Source organism: Pseudonocardia sp. SID8383, from assembly GCF_009864975.1.
Lineage (GTDB): Bacteria > Actinomycetota > Actinomycetes > Mycobacteriales > Pseudonocardiaceae > Pseudonocardia > Pseudonocardia alni.
Genome location: NZ_WWFY01000516.1, coordinates 1 through 14,400, shown reverse-complemented (window position 1 = coordinate 14,400; position 14,400 = coordinate 1). Strand labels below are relative to the sequence as shown.

Below are 14,400 nucleotides of genomic sequence, written 5' to 3'. Positions count from 1 at the left end.
GGTGCCGCCGCCCGCACGCTGGCCGGGACCGGCTCGGTGCTGAGCACGCTGTCCGCCCTCGACGCCGAGGCCGCGGTCGTCGGCGCCGTCCTCGGCGGCCACCGCTTCGACCGGCACCGGACCTCCACCGACGCCGCGGCCGTCCCGGTCGGCAGCTGGTCGTTCACCGGCGCCGACGACGCGGCCGTGCGGCGGGCGACGCTCGTCGCCGAGGCCGTCGCCACCGCCCGGGACCTGGTCAACACCGCGCCGAACGTGCTGGTCCCGGAGACCTTCGCGGCGCATGCGGTGGCGCTGGGCGAGCGCGCCGGGCTGGTCACCGAGGTCCTCGACGACGCCGGGCTGCGGGAGAACGGCTACGGCGGCGTCACCGGCGTCGGGAAGGGGTCGGCGAACCCGCCCCGGCTGGTGCGCCTGACCTGGAACGGCGGCCCGGCCGCGTCGAAGCGGGTCGCGCTCGTCGGCAAGGGCATCACCTTCGACACCGGCGGCATCTCGCTCAAGCCCAACGCCGGCATGGCCGACATGACCTCGGACATGGGCGGGGCGGCCGCGGTCGTCGCGACCGTCGTGCTCGCCGCGAAGCTGGAGCTGCCGGTCACGGTGACCGCGACCGTACCGATGGCGGAGAACATGCCGTCGTCGACGGCGTACAAGCCCGGCGACGTGCTGACCATGTTCGGCGGGACCACCGTCGAGGTGCTCAACACCGACGCCGAGGGACGGCTGATCCTCGCCGACGCGATCGTCCGTGCCGCCCAGGACGACCCCGACTACCTGGTGGAGACCTCGACGCTGACCGGCGCCCAGCTCGTCGCGCTCGGCATGCGCACCGCCGGGGTGATGGGGTCGGACGAGCTGCGCGACCGGGTCGCCGCGCACGGCACCGCCGTCGGCGAGGACGCCTGGGCGATGCCGCTGCCGGAGTACCTGCGCGGCGAGCTGGACTCGCGGGTGGCCGACATCAGCAACGTCAGCGGGCAGCGGTTCGCCGGGATGCTGCTGGCCGGGGTGTTCCTCAAGGAGTTCGTGCCCGCCGGGCTGCCGTGGGCGCACATCGACATCGCCGGGCCGTCGTTCAACACCGGCGGGCCGCGCGGCTACACCACCAAGGGCGGCACGGGGGTGCCGGTGCGCACCCTGCTCGCGTTCCTGGAGGACGTGGCGGCGAACGGCTGACCCCGGTTCAGCGGTCCTGCAACGCGTCCAGCGCGACGGCGAAGGCGGCGGCCAGGCGGAAGTCGATGCGCGGGTCCGGGACGGAGACGTCGTAGGAGTCGCGCAGCGACCACCGCCGGTCGCTGCTCATCAGCAGCGAGCCGCCGGAGTCCTCGGTGACGTCGAAGTGGTACGGCAGCGGCAGGTTCTCGGCCACCCGGCGCAGCAGGGCGACGCCGAGGCTGCGCTCGCGCCCGGTCGCGGCGACGCCCGGCGCGGTCAGCGTCCAGGTCGAGCGCAGCAGACTCGCCCCGAACCGCTTGCCGAAGGTTCCGATCACCCGGCCGTGCTCGTCGAGGACGTCGTGCTCGGCGCGGACGTCGAGACGCTGGCGGGCGCGGAAGGAGAACACCGCGCGGGAGCGGCTGTCGTCGGACCAGAAGGTCACCTGCTCCTTGAAGGCGAACCGCTTCTGCTGCGCGAACGCCATGAGCGCGCCCGCGCTGCCGTCGGGGTTCGCGGCGTGCACGTCATAGCGGTTCACGCCGAGGGTGATCCGCTGGCGGACGAGGAAGCGGGGCAGGTGCATCGCGGCCGTCACGGGGCCCGAGTCTGGCCGGACCGGATCCGGGCGGCGACACCGGACCGGGGGTTACCCACGGGTAGGGCATACTGCCGCCCATGAGCCGGCAGCGTCGTCGACACGAGGTCCCCGCGCACACCCCCCGTTCCGCGGTGGTCACCGGCGCGGCCCGCGGCATCGGCGAGCAGATCGCCCGCGAGCTCGTCGGGCGCGGCTACCGGGTGCTGGTCACCGATCTCGACGAGGCCGCGGCGCAGGCCACCGCGACCCGGATCGGGGCGGCCGCCGGCACCGCCTGCGACGTCACCGACCCGGCCGCGTCCGCGGTGGCGGTGGCCCGGGCCCGCGAGCTCGCGCCGCTGGGCGCCTGGGTGAGCAACGCCGGCGTCGGCTTCGACGGCACCGTCACCGACATCGCCGAGGCCCGCGCCCGCGCTCTGGTCGAGGTCAACCTGCTGGGCCCGATCTGGGGTGCCCGGGCCGCGGTGGCCGCGTTCCGCGAGCAGGCGGCGGCGGGGACCGCCCGGGGCGGCGAGATCGGTGTGACCGTGTCGCTGTCCGGCCTCGGCCCGGTTCCGGGCCTGTCGGTGTACGCGGCGTCGAAGGCGGGCGCCCTGTCGATGGTGTCCGCGCTGGCCTCGGAGGTGCGCCGGGAGGGCATCGGGGTGCACGCGGTCTGCCCGGACGGGGTGAACACCGAGCTGCTGCGCTCGATGACGCCCGGCGGCCAGGGCCAGGCGCTCGTGCGGTCCGGGGTGCTGGTCACCCCCGAACAGGTCGCGTCGGCGCTGGTCGGGATGTTCGGCACCGGCCGGGTCTACCGGACGCTTCCCGCCTGGCGGGGTGCGCTGCTGCGCCTCACCGCGCTGTCCCCCGGACCCGCGCTGCGCCTGGAGCCCGCGATGCGGGCGCTCGGCGAGCGGCGCGCCCGCTCGCTGCGCCCCTGACCGGACGGGTCAGGCGTCGCGGTCCTTGGCCCGCAGCTCGCGCAGCATCCGCTCCTGGCGCTCGCGCTTGCGCAGGGCGCGGTCGCGGGCGTCGTGCTCGCGCATCCGGTTCGGGTACCCGACGAGCTGCACGTCGTAGATCGGCATCTGCAGCGAGCGGGCCAGCTTCTTCGCCGCGTTCGGGTTCGCGACCCGCCTGCGGGTCCACTCGCCGTCGTGGGCGACGAAGACCACCGTCGTCTCCGTCACGGTCGTGCGCGGTTCGACGAAGGCCTCGACCCCGATCCGGGCGGCCGACCACTCACGCAGGTGGGCCTCCCCCTCCGCGTATGCGCCACGCCTCCCGCCGGAGCCGGATCCCCGGCCGGACCTGGGGCCCGACGGTCCACGTGACCGGAACAGGTCGAGCAGACCCATGCGCGTCGTCCTCTCGTCGATCCGGTCGCACCCCTACGAACCGGACACGGTAGCTCCGAGTGCCCAACGAACGGGATCACGGATTTGCTCCCGACACCCCACTGGCGCAGTCGCGGCCGGATGACAAGATGGGCGCCGCGTAGCGGGGTCCCGTCCGGCGGAGCCGGTCCACCGGCGGTGACCCCCGGAGGGAGCTGATCGGTGTCCGACCCGGACGCTCGTTCCGCCGACCTGGTGATCCTGGGCGGCGGCTCCGGCGGCTACGCCTGCGCGCTGCGGGCCGCGGAGCTGGGCCTGTCGGTGGTCCTGGTCGAGAAGGACAAGCTCGGCGGCACCTGTCTGCATCGCGGCTGCATCCCCACCAAGGCGCTGCTGCACGCGGCCGAGGTGGCCGACCACGCCCGCGACGGCGCGCAGGTCGGTATCCGTTCCACGTTCGACGGCGTCGACATGGCCGGGGTGAACGCCTACAAGGACGGCGTGGTCTCCCGGCTGTACAAGGGCCTGCAGGGCCTGGTCGCCTCGCGCGGGATCACCGTGGTGCCCGGTGCCGGTACCCTGGAGGGCCCCGGCACCGTCCGGGTCGGCGACGAGCGCATCACCGGCCGCCACGTCGTGCTCGCCACCGGCTCCTACGCCCGGTCACTGCCCGGCCTGGAGCTGGACGACCGCGTCGTCACCTCCGACGCCGCGATCTCCCTCGACGAGGCCCCGCGCCGGGTCGTCGTGCTCGGCGGCGGCGTGATCGGCGTCGAGTTCGCCAGCGTGTGGCGCTCGTTCGGGGCCGAGGTCACGATCGTCGAGGCGCTGCCGCGGCTCGTGCCGAACGAGGACGAGTTCTGCTCCACCCAGCTGGCCCGGGCGTTCCGGCGGCGCCGGATCACCACCCGCACCGGGGTGCGGTTCGCGAAGGCGACCCGCAGCGGCGACACCGTCACCGTGTCGCTGGAGTCCGGTGAGGAGATCGAGGCCGACCTGCTGCTGGTCGCGGTCGGCCGCGGCCCCAACACCACCGGTCACGGCTTCGCCGAGGCCGGCGTCGCGATGGACGGCGGCGTCGTGACCGTCGACGAGCGGCTGCGCACGAATCTCGACGGCGTGTACGCCGTCGGGGACGTCACCCCCGGCCTGCAGCTCGCCCACCGCGGCTTCGCCCACGGGATCTTCGTCGCCGAGGACGTCGCGGGGCTCGCACCCCGCCCCGTCACCGACGACGGCATCCCGCGCGTCACCTACTGCGACCCCGAGGTCGCCTCGGTCGGGCTGACCGAGCAGGCCGCGCGGGACCTCCACGGCGAGGTGCACACCCTGACCTACGACCTGGCCGGCAACGGGAAGTCGCAGATCCTGCAGACCTCCGGCGCGGTCAAGCTCGTCGCCCAGGGGCCCGCCGGACAGGGCGGACGCGTCCTCGGCGTGCACATGGTGGGCTCCCGGATCGGGGAGCTCGTCGGGGAGGCACAACTGGTCTACAACTGGGAGGCTCTGCCCACCGACGTCGCCGCCCTGATCCACGCCCACCCCACACAGAGCGAGGCCCTCGGAGAGGCCCACCTCGCCCTGGCCGGGAGACCGCTGCACACCCACGGCTGATCCCGGCCCCACAACCCGAACACCCACGCGGAACAAGAGGAGCTCCACCCGACATGGCCGTCACCGTTGAGATGCCCGCCCTGGGCGAGAGTGTCACCGAGGGCACCGTCACCCGCTGGCTCAAGGCCGAGGGCGACACCGTCGAGGTCGACGAGCCGTTGCTCGAGGTCTCGACCGACAAGGTCGACACGGAGATCCCGTCGCCCGCCGCGGGCGTCCTGAAGCGCATCATCGCGGGCGAGGACGACACGGTCGAGGTCGGCGGCGAGCTCGCCGTCATCGGCGACGCCGACGAGGCCGACGACGCCGGTTCGTCCGACTCCGACTCCTCCGGGAAGGCCGAGGAGCCCGCGGAGTCCGAGGCGGAGCCCGAGCCGGAGCCGGAGCAGGCCGAGGAGGAGGCCCCGGAGCCGTCCTCCGGTGGCTCGTCGTCCGGTGGGGGCTCCGGCACGCCGGTCACGATGCCCGAGCTCGGCGAGTCGGTCACCGAGGGCACCGTGACCCGCTGGCTCAAGCAGGTCGGCGACGCCGTCGAGGTCGACGAGCCGCTGCTCGAGGTCTCCACCGACAAGGTCGACACCGAGATCCCCTCGCCGGTCGCGGGCACCGTGCTCGAGCACACCGTCGCCGAGGACGAGACCGTCGAGGTCGGCGCGCAGCTCGCGCTGGTCGGCGACGGCTCCGCCGCCCCGGCGCAGGACGAGGCGCCGAAGCAGGAGAAGGCTCCGGAGAAGAAGGAGGAGGAGCCGAAGAAGGAGGCTCCGAAGGCCGAGCCGAAGCCGGAGCCGAAGGCCGAGCACCCCAAGGCCGAGGAGAAGCAGGAGAAGGCCCCGGCCGGCTCCGAGGACTCCCCCGCCGGGAGGATCGAGCCCTCCTCGAACGGCTCGGGCTCGGGTTCGGGCGAGAAGCCCTACGTGACCCCGCTGGTGCGCAAGCTGGCCCAGGAGCACGGCGTCGACCTCGACTCGGTCACCGGCTCCGGCGTCGGCGGCCGCATCCGCAAGCAGGACGTCCTCGCCGCCGCCGAGCAGGCGAAGGCCCCGGCGCAGGAGAAGCCGTCCGCCCCGGCGGCGCAGCCCGCCCCCGGCGGCGCGCCCCAGGAGCCGAAGGCCGTCCCGACCCGCGCGGACAACGCACCGGAGCCGGGCACCACGGTCAAGCTCCCGCGCCTGCGCCAGGTCATCGCGCAGCGGATGAACGAGTCGCTCGCGACCTCGGCGCAGCTGACCACCGTCCAGGAGGTCGACCTCACCCGCATCGTCAAGCTGCGGAACCGGGTCAAGGAGGACTTCAAGCGTCGCGAGGGCGCCAACCTCACCTTCCTGGCGTTCATCGCCAAGGCGACCATCGAGGCGCTCAAGGCGTTCCCGTCGCTGAACGCCTCGATCTCCGAGGACAACAAGCAGGTCACCTACCACGGCTCGGTCCACATGGGCATCGCCGTGGACACACCGCGCGGCCTGCTCGTGCCGGTGATCAAGGACGCCGACGACCTGTCGCTGTCCGGGATCGCCAAGAAGATCGCCGACGTCGCGGCCCGCACCCGCGACTCCAAGATCGGTCCGGACGAGCTGTCGGGCGGCACCTTCACGATCACGAACATCGGGTCCGCGGGCGCGCTGTTCGACACGCCGATCATCAACCAGCCCCAGGTCGCCATCCTGGGCACCGGCGCGATCGCGAAGGAGCCGAAGGTCGTCACCGGCCCCGAGGGTGACGACGTCATCGCCGTCCGATCGGTCTGCTTCCTGCCGATGACCTACGACCACCGCCTGGTCGACGGCGCCGACGCCGGCCGCTTCCTGTCCGCGGTCAAGGCCCGGCTGGAGGAGGGTGCCTTCGAGGCCGAGCTCGGCCTGTAGGCACTCCCCGCGACACACGGCGGCCCGTCCCGGTTCCCCCGGGGCGGGCCGCCGTCGTCACCGGTCCGGGTGGGCGGGTGACGATGCTCGCGGCATGTCCGGCTCGCGCGTCCGCCCGGGACCGGGAAGGATCGCGGCCGTGCGAGTCGTCGTGGCCGGTTCGTCCGGACTGATCGGAACAGCCCTGGTCGCCCATCTGCGGGGCGCGGGGCACGAGGTGCTGCGCCTGGTGCGGCGCACCCCCGCCGCCCCTGACGAGCGCGGCTGGGACCCGCCCGCCGGCACCGTCCAGGACGGCACCCTCGACGGCGTCGACGCGGTGGTGAACCTCAACGGCGCCGGCATCGCCGACCGGCCGTGGACCGGCGCCCGCAAGCAGCTGATCCGCGACTCGCGCAACGTCCCGACCGACGTCCTCGCCGAGGCCGTGGCCCGGCACAAGGTCCCGGTGCTGGTCAGCGGCTCGGCCGTCGGCTACTACGGCGACACCGGCCAGGTCGTCGTCGACGAGTCCGCGCCGTCGGGCTCGGGGTTCCTCGCCGACGTGTGCCGGGACTGGGAGGCCGCCGCCGCTCCCGCCGTGGACGCCGGCGCCCGGGTGGTGCTCGTCCGCACCGGCCTGGTCCTGTCCCCCTCCGGTGGGCTGCTCGCGATGCTGCGCCCGCTGTTCAAGGGGTTCCTCGGCGGGCGGATCGGCAGGGGCACCCAGTTCATGCCGTGGGTCTCCCTCGACGACCAGGTCGCGGCGATCCGGTTCGCCGTCGAGACCGAGGCGCTGTCCGGACCGGCGAACGTGACCGGCCCGGTGCCGGTCACCAACGCCGAGTTCACCAAGGAGATGGCCGCGGCGGTCGGGCGGCCCGCGCCGTTCCCGGTGCCCGGCCCGGTGGTCTCCACCGTGCTCGGCGAGATGGGCCGCGAGATGCTGCTCGGCGGCCAGCGGGCGGTGCCTGCGGCGCTGCTCGAGGCCGGGTTCCAGTTCCGCCACCACACCGTCGGCGACGCGCTCTCGGCCGCGGTCGGGTCATGACCCCGTCCGACGTCGACGTCCTGGTGGTCGGGGCGGGCCTGTCCGGCCTGCGCGCGGCCACCGTGCTGCACCGGCACGGGCTGACCGTGCGCGTGCTGGAGTCCGCCGACCGGGTCGGCGGGCGGATGGCGACCGACGTCGTCGACGGGTTCCGCTGCGACCGCGGGTTCCAGGTGCTCAACACCTCCTACCCTGCGCTGCACGCCGCGCTCGCCCCGCACGGGCTCGACACCCTGGCCGCGCGGCCCTTCGAGCCCGGTGCCGCCATCCGGGCCGGCGACGGCGCACTGCACCGCTTCGTCAACCCGCTGCGCCGCCCCGCATCCGCCCCGGCCACCGCGCTGGACGACCTGTTCGGCCCGATCGAGAAGGCCAAGCTCGTCGCGTGGACGGCGAAGGTGCTGGCCTCGCCGCCGTCGCGGACCGCGACGCTGGTCGGCTCCTCCGCCGCCCGCGACCTCGACGCCGCCGGGCTCGGCGGCGCGGTCACCGACCGGTTCCTGCGCCCCTTCCTGTCCGGCGTACTCGCCGAGACCGCGCTGGAGACCTCGGCCGCGTTCGTGCGGCTGGTGTGGCGCAGCTTCGCCCTCGGCACGATCGTCGTGCCCGACGACGGCATGGAGGCGCTGCCCCGGCGGCTGGCCGCGGCCCTGCCCGAGGGCACCGTGACGCTCGGGACGCGGGTGCACGCCGTGCGCGGCGGGCCCGCCCCCGCCCTGGACACCGACGACGGCACCCTGTCCGCACGGGCGGTCGTCGTCGCGGCGGACCCGAGGACGGCCGCCGCGCTGCTCCCCGGGGTCGCCGAGCCGCGGATGAACGCGCTGACCACGTTCTTCCACGTCCCGCCGCAGGCCCCGACGGCCTCCCCGCTGCTGCACCTGGACGGCACCGGCGGGCCGGTCGTCAACACGATGGTGATGACCGCGGCCGCGCCCGGCTACTCCGCCGACGGGCGCCCGCTGGTGGCGTCCTCGATCGTCGGGACCCCGGGGTCCACCGGGGCCGACGAGCCCGCGGTGCGCCGTGAGCTGGCCCGGATCTGGGGTGTCGGCACCGACGACTGGGCGCACCTGCACACCGCGCAGGTCGACGAGGCGCTGCCGCTGTTCGAGGCGGGGCGCCCGGTGCGCCGCGACGTCGACCTCGGCGAGAACCTGTTCGTCGCGGGCGACCACCGCGACACCCCGTCCACCCAGGGGGCGCTGGTCAGCGGCCGCCGGGCCGCGCAGGCCGTCCTCGCCCGGCTGGGTGCGGCGTAAGCTCGCCGCCATGCCCGCACCGCATCTGTCCTGCCGCGCCGGAACCGACGACGTCCGGGTCGACCGGCTCGGGCGCGTGGAGTACCAGGCGGCGTGGGACACCCAGAAGGCGCACGCCGAGGCCCGCAAGGACGGCGGGCCGGACGTGCTGATGCTGCTGGAGCACCCGCCCGTCTACACCGCGGGGCGGCGCACCCGGCCGGAGGACCGGCCCACCGACGGCACCCCGGTCGTCGACGTCGACCGCGGCGGGCGCATCACCTGGCACGGGCCGGGGCAGCTCGTCGGCTACCCGATCGTCGCCCTCGGTGAGCCGATGGACGTCGTGGACTACGTCCGCCGCCTGGAGGAGGCCCTCATCCGGGTCTGTCACGATCTCGGCGTGACGAGCGCGGGCCGGGTCGAGGGGCGCTCCGGCGTCTGGCTGCCCGCGCAGGGCTTCACCCCCGAGCGGAAGGTCGCCGCGATCGGCGTCCGGATCGCCGGCGGGGTCACCCAGCACGGATTCGCGATCAACTGCGACGCCGACCTGGGCGACTTCGGGAAGATCGTGCCGTGCGGGATCGCCGACGCCGGCGTCACCACCCTGACCGCGGAGCTGGACCGGGAGGTGACCGTCGACGAGGTCGCCGGCCCGGCGGCCGCCGCCGTGCTGGACGCGCTCGACGGCCGGCTGCCGGTGGCCGAGCACCCGGTCGTCCGTCAGGTCGACCTGATGTCCGGCCTGGGCTGATCCCCCGGCCCCGGGTGCCTCAGGCGAGCTGGGGCACCACCGTCGCGGCGAAGTCCTCGATGTGGGCGAGGTCGGACAGGTCGAGGACCTGCAGGTAGACCCGGGTCGTGCCGGTGACCTCGGCCCATCGGCCGAGCCGGTCGACGATCTCGCCGGGGGTGCCGGCGAGGCTGCTCGCGCGGACCTCGGCGGCGTCGCGGCCCACCGCGGCCGCGCGGCGGTCGACCTCCGAGTCGTCCTTGCCCAGGCACAGCATCTGCGCCACCGAGTACGTGAGCGAGCCCGGGTCGCGCCCGGCGGCGGTGCACGCGTCGCGAACCCGGCCGAACTGCGCGGCGACGGCCTCGGGCTGCTGGAACGGCACGTTGAACTCGGTGGCGAACCGGGCGGCCAGCGCCGGGGTCTTCCTTTTCCCCATCCCGCCGACGATCACCGGCGGCGCGTCCTGCACCGGGCGCGGCAGCGCCGGGGAGTCGGTGACGGTGTAGTGCCGTCCCTGGTGGGTGAAGCGCCCGCCGAGCGGGGTCGCCCACAGCCCGGTGAGGATCTCCAGCTGCTCGGTGAGGATCTCGAAGCGCTCGGCCAGCGGCGGGAACGGGATGCCGAGCGCCCGGTGCTCGGCCTCGAACCAGCCCGAGCCGAGCCCGACCTCGACGCGGCCGCCGGACATGTCGTCGGCCTGCGCGACGGCGACGGCGAGCGGCCCGGGCAGCCGGAACGTCGCGCTGGTGACCAGGGTGCCGAGCCGGATGCGCTCGGTCTCGCGGCCGAGCGCGGCGAGGGTCACCCACGCATCGGTCGGGCCGGGGACGCCGCTGCCGTCGCCCATCACGAGGAAGTGGTCGGAGCGGAAGAACGCGTCGTAGCCGGCGTCCTGCGTGGTGCGGGCGACCCGCAGGAGGTCGGTGTAGCGGGCGCCCTGCTGGGGCTCGGTGAAGATCCGGAAGTCCACGGGTCGCGACGCTAGCCGCACCGGCCCGCCCGCGCCGCCCGACCACCGGCGGCGGCCGCGGGGGACCGCTCGCTACGGTCGCGTCGTGCACCCGCTCCCCGACCAGACCGGCCGGACCGTCGTCGTCACCGGCACGACCTCCGGGCTCGGTCTCGCGCTGTCCACCGCGTTGGCCCGGGCCGGGGCCCGGGTGCTGATGACCGCCCGCGACGTGACCCGCGGCCGCGCCGCGGTGCGCGGGGCCGGTGGTGAGCTGGTGCTGCTGGACCTCGCCGACCTCGGCTCGGTGCGGGCCGCGGCGGCGGAGATCCGGGAGCGCACCGGGGACCGGGTGGACGTGCTCGTCAACAACGCGGGCGTCGCGACGGGCCCGCGTGCGGACACCGCGGACGGTTTCGAGCTGCAGATCGGCACCAACCACCTCGGGCCGGCCGCTCTGACCTGGCTGCTGATGCCCGCGCTGCGGGCCGCCGGCGACCCGGAGCGGCCCTCGCGGGTCGTCACGACGTCCAGCCTCGGCCACCGCACCGGCCGGCTCGACCCCGACGACCTGGGGTGGCGGCGCCGGCGCTGGTCCCCGAACGCGGCCTACGGCGCGTCGAAACTGGCGAACCTGCTGTTCGCCGCGGAGCTGGACCGGCGGCTGCGGCTGTCCGGGGACCCGGTGCTCTCGGTGGCTGCGCACCCGGGGATGACCGAGTCGTCGCTGCTCGCGAACTCCTTCCGGCGGGGCGCGACGCTACAGGCGCGGCTGTTCGCCCCGTGGGAGCGCTGGCTCACCTCGCCGGTGTCCGAGGGTGTCGGGCCGCAGCTCGCCGCGGCGACGGGGCCGGTCCACGGCGGCGACTACCTGGGCCCCACCGGGCTCGGGGAGACCCGCGGCCCTGCCGGTCCGGCACGGCGCTCGGCGGCCGCGCAGGACCCGGTGCTCGCGGGCAGGTTGTGGCAGGTCACGGCCGCCGCGACCGGCATCACACCGGACCCCGGGCGTAGGCTGGACGCGTGACCATCGCACCCGAAGGCCGCAAGCTCCTCCGCCTCGAGGTCCGCAACAGCGAGACCCCGATCGAGCGCAAGCCGTCCTGGATCCGCACCCGCGCCAAGACCGGTCCGCAGTACACCGAACTGAAGGGTCTCGTCCGGTCGGGCGGCCTGCACACGGTGTGCGAGGAGGCCGGTTGCCCCAACATCTACGAGTGCTGGGAGGACCGGGAGGCGACGTTCCTCATCGGTGGGGAGCAGTGCACCCGTCGCTGCGACTTCTGCCAGATCGACACCGGCAAGCCGGCCGACCTGGACACCGACGAGCCGCGCCGGGTGGCGGAGTCGGTGCAGCAGATGGGGCTGCGCTACTCCACCGTCACCGGCGTCGCGCGCGACGACCTCGACGACGGCGGCTCCTGGCTCTACGCCGAGACCGTCCGCAAGATCCACGAGCTGAACCCGGGCACCGGCGTCGAGCTGCTCGCCCCGGACTTCAACTCGATCGACGACCAGCTGACCCCGGTCTTCGAGTCGCGCCCCGAGGTGTTCGCGCACAACCTCGAGACCGTCCCGCGGATCTTCAAGCGGATCCGCCCGGCGTTCCGCTACGACCGGTCGCTGGAGGTCATCACCAAGGCCCGCGAGTTCGGTCTGGTCACCAAGTCGAACCTGATCCTCGGCATGGGCGAGACCCCCGACGAGGTCACCTCCGCGCTGCAGGACCTGCACGACGCAGGCTGCGAGATCATCACGATCACCCAGTACCTGCGCCCGACCAAGCGCCACCACCCGGTGGAGCGCTGGGTCAAGCCCGAGGAGTTCGTCGAGCACTCGACGGCCGCCGAGCAGATCGGTTTCGCCGGGGTGATGGCCGGGCCGCTGGTGCGCTCGTCCTACCGGGCCGGCCGGCTCTACGCCCAGACCGTGGCCCACCGCGGCGAGGAGCTCTCCCCCGCCCTGGCGCACCTGGCCGACTCCGGCCCGGCCGCGCAGGAGGCCAGCTCCCTGTTGGCACGCGGCTGAGAGACCTCCTCGCACCGTCGATCACCGGTCGGAAGTAGGCTGGTCACATGCCCGGCAAGCCCCGTAAGCCCTCGCCCGAAGAGAAGAAGGCGCTCAAGGCCCAGAAGAAGGCCGCGTCGAAGCAGCGTCGCCAGCAGATCTGGCAGGCGTTCCAGATGCAGCGCAAGGAGGACTCCAAGCTCCTCCCGATCATGATCGGCGTGTTCGTCGGGTCGATCGTGGTCGTCACGCTCATCGGGTGGCTGCTGGGCCTGGTCTGGTTCTTCGTGCCCTTCGGCATCCTGATCGGCGCGCTGGCCGCGTTCAGCATCTTCGGTCGCCGCGTCCAGAGGTCGATCTACGTGAAGGCCGACGGGCAGCCGGGCGCCGCGGGCTGGGCGCTGGACAACATGCGTGGGCAGTGGCGGATCACCCAGGGCATCGCGGGCACCACCCACCTCGACGCGGTGCACCGGGTCATCGGGCGGCCCGGGATCATCTTCGTCGCCGAGGGGGCCCCGCACCGGGTGAAGACCCTGCTCGCACAGGAGAAGAAGCGCACCGCGCGGGTCGCCGGCAGCACCCCGATCTACGACGTGATCGTGGGCAACGAGGAGGGCCAGGTCCCGCTCAAGGGCCTGCAGCGCCACCTCATGAAGCTGCCCCGCAACATCTCCGCCGCCGAGATGGACTCCCTGGAGGGCAAGCTCAACGCCCTCGGCAGCCGCTCGGCCGCGATGCCCAAGGGGCCGATGCCCCAGGGCGCCAAGATGCGCAGCATCCAGCGCACCGTCCGCCGCCGCTGACCCCGCCGCCGACCGGGCGGCCGGGTCAGTCGGTGGGGTCGCCGGACGCCGGCTCGCCGCGCAGATCCGCCAGGACGCAGTCGGCGCAGGTGCTGCCGCCGGGCACCCGGTAGTACAGGCAGCAGGACCGCCGCCGGAACGTCCAGGCGTGGTCCGGCGCCACCGGGGCCCGCCGCTCCCCCGTACCGGTCAGCCGGGGGTGCTCCAGCAGGTCCGCGGCGACGGCGGCGACGGCGTCCGCGGCGTCGGGGCGCTGGATGTCGAGCACCCGCTTCGCCCCGGCGACCGACGACGCGACGTTGCCCCACAGCACCGTCCCGGACACCCCGAAGCGCTCGCCCGCGATCTCCACGAGCGGGGTGAGCACGTTGTCGACCAGCGGGGCCAGCGCGTCCGGCGCCGGGAACGGGCAGCGCGCCACCCGGGGCGGGTCGAGCGCGACGACGTCGCCCAGCGGCGTGGCCGACCACCACAGCGTCTCCGGCCGCAGGTCGACCAGGACACCGTGCAGGGCCAGCGCCGCGACCGGCCCGGACAGCAGCTTCGCCGCGAGCCCCTGCACCGCGATCGACGCGGCGATCCGCCGGCCCAGCGGCGGCTCGGCCCCGAGCGCCACCCGGGTCCGTTCGACCCGGTCCAGCAGCGCGTCGGGAGCGAGCACGGCGGCGAACGGGCGGACCGACCGTCCGTCGGCCCGCTCCTCGGTGGCGTCGAGCAGCTCGAAGAACGGCCCGACCGCCGCGAGCCCGGCCAGCACGTCGCTCACCGGCGGGGTGGCGGCCGTACGCGCGATGTCGATGCGCTCCGTGGTCACCGGAGAAGCCTCGCATCCCGGATCGTCCCGGTCGAGCCGTTCGTGAGGGTCCCGGCGACCGGTCCGACCCACAGCACCACCCCCGCAGCAGCCACGACGGCGAGTGCCTGCGTCGCCGTCGACGACGCCACCAGTGCGGCGAGCACCGTCAGCCGGAGGAGGCCCCGCGCGGTCGCCCGTCCCGTCGCCGTCGCCACGGCCGGGAGGCGCGTCAGGGCCGGACACCGGCCGGCCCGGGCAGCGGCAGCCCGGTCACG

The 14,400-nt window shown here is 74.6% G+C and carries 15 protein-coding genes; 10 read left to right on the top strand and 5 right to left on the bottom strand.

The features are described 5' to 3' along the window. A partial coding sequence (locus GTW08_RS12490; protein ID WP_161151952.1) for a leucyl aminopeptidase occupies positions 1-1,179 on the top strand: 1,179 nt, incomplete at its 5' end. Between the two features lie 7 nt (positions 1,180-1,186). On the opposite strand, the gene GTW08_RS12485 is transcribed toward GTW08_RS12490, so the two are convergent. Then, positions 1,187-1,759, bottom strand: coding sequence for a hypothetical protein (locus tag GTW08_RS12485; RefSeq protein ID WP_217266848.1), 573 nt, complete (start codon positions 1,757-1,759; stop codon positions 1,187-1,189). 80 nt (positions 1,760-1,839) lie between these two features. Here GTW08_RS12485 and GTW08_RS12480 point away from each other — a divergent pair, with 80 nt between their 5' ends. Continuing rightward, on the top strand, positions 1,840-2,688 hold the full coding sequence (locus GTW08_RS12480; protein ID WP_073574152.1) for an SDR family NAD(P)-dependent oxidoreductase: 849 nt from the start codon (positions 1,840-1,842) through the stop codon (positions 2,686-2,688). Between the two features lie 9 nt (positions 2,689-2,697). Here GTW08_RS12480 and GTW08_RS31815 read toward each other — a convergent pair whose 3' ends face one another. Continuing rightward, positions 2,698-2,937, bottom strand: coding sequence for a hypothetical protein (locus tag GTW08_RS31815; RefSeq protein ID WP_237453788.1), 240 nt, complete (start codon positions 2,935-2,937; stop codon positions 2,698-2,700). A gap of 369 nt (positions 2,938-3,306) precedes the next feature. On the opposite strand from GTW08_RS31815, the gene lpdA reads away from it, so the two are divergent. The 5 genes from lpdA to lipB all read left to right on the top strand — a co-directional run bounded on the left by lpdA (position 3,307) and on the right by lipB (position 9,585). Beyond that, positions 3,307-4,698, top strand: a complete 1,392-nt coding sequence (gene lpdA, locus GTW08_RS12470; protein WP_073574154.1) for a dihydrolipoyl dehydrogenase — start codon at positions 3,307-3,309, stop codon at positions 4,696-4,698. Between the two features lie 53 nt (positions 4,699-4,751). Continuing rightward, a complete protein-coding gene (sucB, locus tag GTW08_RS12465; RefSeq protein WP_161151951.1) occupies positions 4,752-6,560 on the top strand; it encodes a 2-oxoglutarate dehydrogenase, E2 component, dihydrolipoamide succinyltransferase in 1,809 nt (602 codons plus the stop codon). Between the two features lie 139 nt (positions 6,561-6,699). Next, a complete protein-coding gene (locus GTW08_RS12460; RefSeq protein ID WP_073574156.1) occupies positions 6,700-7,590 on the top strand; it encodes a TIGR01777 family oxidoreductase in 891 nt (296 codons plus the stop codon). Beyond that, a complete protein-coding gene (locus tag GTW08_RS12455) occupies positions 7,587-8,852 on the top strand; it encodes an NAD(P)/FAD-dependent oxidoreductase (protein ID WP_161151950.1) in 1,266 nt (421 codons plus the stop codon). Before GTW08_RS12460 ends, GTW08_RS12455 begins: the two co-directional genes overlap by 4 nt. A gap of 10 nt (positions 8,853-8,862) precedes the next feature. After that, positions 8,863-9,585 carry a lipoyl(octanoyl) transferase LipB gene (gene lipB, locus GTW08_RS12450; protein WP_100878055.1) on the top strand — a complete coding sequence of 241 codons (723 nt, stop codon included), beginning with the start codon at positions 8,863-8,865 and terminating at the stop codon, positions 9,583-9,585. 19 nt (positions 9,586-9,604) lie between these two features. On the opposite strand, the gene GTW08_RS12445 is transcribed toward lipB, so the two are convergent. Further along, entirely contained in the window at positions 9,605-10,537 is a 933-nt protein-coding gene (locus tag GTW08_RS12445; protein WP_161151949.1) for an LLM class F420-dependent oxidoreductase, read from the bottom strand. An 85-nt stretch (positions 10,538-10,622) separates the two neighbouring features. Between GTW08_RS12445 and GTW08_RS12440 the strand changes: the two genes are divergently transcribed. Genes GTW08_RS12440 through GTW08_RS12430 form a run of 3 tightly spaced genes read left to right on the top strand, consistent with a single transcriptional unit; the run spans position 10,623 to position 13,329 of the window. Further along, positions 10,623-11,543, top strand: a complete 921-nt coding sequence (locus GTW08_RS12440) for an SDR family NAD(P)-dependent oxidoreductase (protein ID WP_161151948.1) — start codon at positions 10,623-10,625, stop codon at positions 11,541-11,543. Continuing rightward, positions 11,540-12,544: a lipoyl synthase gene (gene lipA / locus GTW08_RS12435; protein WP_062395976.1), complete on the top strand. Its 1,005-nt coding sequence runs from the start codon at positions 11,540-11,542 to the stop codon at positions 12,542-12,544. The genes GTW08_RS12440 and lipA overlap by 4 nt, the downstream gene beginning before the upstream one ends. 47 nt (positions 12,545-12,591) lie before the next feature. Continuing rightward, entirely contained in the window at positions 12,592-13,329 is a 738-nt protein-coding gene (locus tag GTW08_RS12430) for a DUF4191 domain-containing protein (protein ID WP_073574161.1), read from the top strand. A 25-nt stretch (positions 13,330-13,354) separates the two neighbouring features. Here the strand turns inward: GTW08_RS12430 and GTW08_RS32970 are convergent, their stop codons facing one another. Both GTW08_RS32970 and GTW08_RS12420 read right to left on the bottom strand, forming a co-directional pair. Continuing rightward, positions 13,355-14,143: a (2Fe-2S)-binding protein gene (locus GTW08_RS32970; RefSeq protein WP_083658061.1), complete on the bottom strand. Its 789-nt coding sequence runs from the start codon at positions 14,141-14,143 to the stop codon at positions 13,355-13,357. Continuing rightward, a partial coding sequence (locus GTW08_RS12420) for a hypothetical protein (protein ID WP_237453787.1) occupies positions 14,140-14,400 on the bottom strand: 261 nt, incomplete at its 5' end. The genes GTW08_RS32970 and GTW08_RS12420, both read right to left, overlap by 4 nt.

Excerpts from the sequence above, each read along its gene's own strand:
- GTW08_RS12480 (WP_073574152.1), top strand. The coding sequence starts at position 1,840 with ATGAGCCGGCAGCGTCGTCGACACGAGGTCCCCGCGCACACCCCCCGT.
- sucB (WP_161151951.1), top strand. The coding sequence starts at position 4,752 with ATGGCCGTCACCGTTGAGATGCCCGCCCTGGGCGAGAGTGTCACCGAG.
- GTW08_RS12455 (WP_161151950.1), top strand. The coding sequence starts at position 7,587 with ATGACCCCGTCCGACGTCGACGTCCTGGTGGTCGGGGCGGGCCTGTCC.
- lipB (WP_100878055.1), top strand. The coding sequence starts at position 8,863 with ATGCCCGCACCGCATCTGTCCTGCCGCGCCGGAACCGACGACGTCCGG.
- GTW08_RS12430 (WP_073574161.1), top strand. The coding sequence starts at position 12,592 with ATGCCCGGCAAGCCCCGTAAGCCCTCGCCCGAAGAGAAGAAGGCGCTC.